Raw genomic sequence first — 1,318 nt, 5'->3', positions numbered from 1 at the left:
TGAAGCGCCCCGAGTTTCTCGGAGGCTTCTGACTGTGAGAGGATGGAGCCATGGGGAAGACATCGAAGAGATACGCGCCTGAGGTGCGCGAACGGGCGGTTCGAATGGTGGGCGATCATGCGTCCGATCATGCGAGCCAGTGGGCTGTGATCCAGTCGATCGCGTCGAAGATCGGCTGCACGGCGGAGACGCTGAGAAGGTGGGTCCGCGAGGCTGAGAGGGCAGCCGTGCCTGGAGCCGAAGCCCGTGTCGAGGAGGCGGCGCGGGTGAAGGCGCTGGAGCGCGAGGTCCGGGAGCTGCGCCAAGCCAATGAGATCCTGCGCAAGGCGTCGGCGTATTTTGCCCAGGCGGAGCTCGACCGCCCAATGAGACGATGATCGCGTTCATCGATGCGCATCGCGCGTCCCACGGGGTCGAGCCGATCTGCCGGCTGCTGCAGATCGCCCCATCGACGTATCACGCGCACCGGGCGAAGCGGGACGATCCTTCCCGGCTGTCCGGTCGCGCCAAGCGGGACGCCTGCCTGCGGGTCGAGATCGCGCGCGTGCATGCCGAGAACTTCGGCGTCTACGGGGCGCGGAAGGTCTGGCGGCAACTGCTGCGGGAAGGCTTCGAGGTCGCCCGCTGCACGGTCGAGAGGCTGATGCGTGCCATGGGCCTGCAGGGCGCCGTGCGCGGCAAGAGGATCAGGACGACCATCCCCGACCCGGCGCAGCCGTGCCCGCGCGACAAGGTAAACCGACAGTTCCAGGCGCCCGCGCCCAACAGGCTGTGGGTGAGCGACTTCACCTACGTGGCGACCTGGCGAGGCTTCGTCTACGTCGCCTTCGTCATCGACACCTACGCCAGGAGGATCGTCGGCTGGCGCGTCAGCGGCAATGCCACCGCAGGCTTCGTTCTCGACGCTCTGGAGCAGGCTATCCACGACCGTCGACCTGCGAAGAATGGCGGCCTCGTCGCCCATTCGGATCGTGGATCGCAATACCTCGCGATCCGCTACACCGAGCGCTTGGCCGAGGTAGGAATCGAGCCCTCCGTCGGCAGCGTGGGAGATTCATACGACAACGCGCTCGCCGAGACGGTGATCGGGCTATTCAAGACCGAGATCATCCGGCCGCGCGGACCTTGGCGCTCGCTCGAGACCGTCGAGTTTGCGACTCTCGAATGGGTCGACTGGTTCAACAACCGACGCCTGCTCGGACCTATCGGGAACATCCCGCCCGCAGAGGCCGAAGCCACCTACTACGACCGGATCGACATGCAGCAGCGAGCCGCGTAACTCAAACCAACCAGCCTCCGGGAAACTCGGGGCGCTTCA

Annotated in this window: 1 protein-coding gene and 1 other annotated feature; the gene reads left to right on the top strand. The window is 66.0% G+C overall.

Annotation, left to right across the window (positions count from 1 at the left end):
• Window positions 1-50 precede the first annotated feature (50 nt).
• A protein-coding gene (locus JQC91_RS17880) for an IS3 family transposase (RefSeq protein ID WP_203289008.1) occupies window positions 51-1,279 on the top strand; the annotation gives its coding sequence in 2 pieces (ribosomal slippage) (window positions 51-339 and window positions 339-1,279; 1,230 coding nt in all).
• Window positions 332-448: a sequence feature (AL1L pseudoknot), on the top strand. (Overlaps the previous gene by 117 nt.)
• Window positions 1,280-1,318 lie beyond the last annotated feature (39 nt).

It is taken from the genome of Jannaschia sp. Os4 (assembly GCF_016820245.1).
GTDB lineage: Bacteria > Pseudomonadota > Alphaproteobacteria > Rhodobacterales > Rhodobacteraceae > Jannaschia.
Note: the sequence above shows the minus strand (reverse complement) of the source record. Positions and strands in the feature narration are given on the sequence as shown.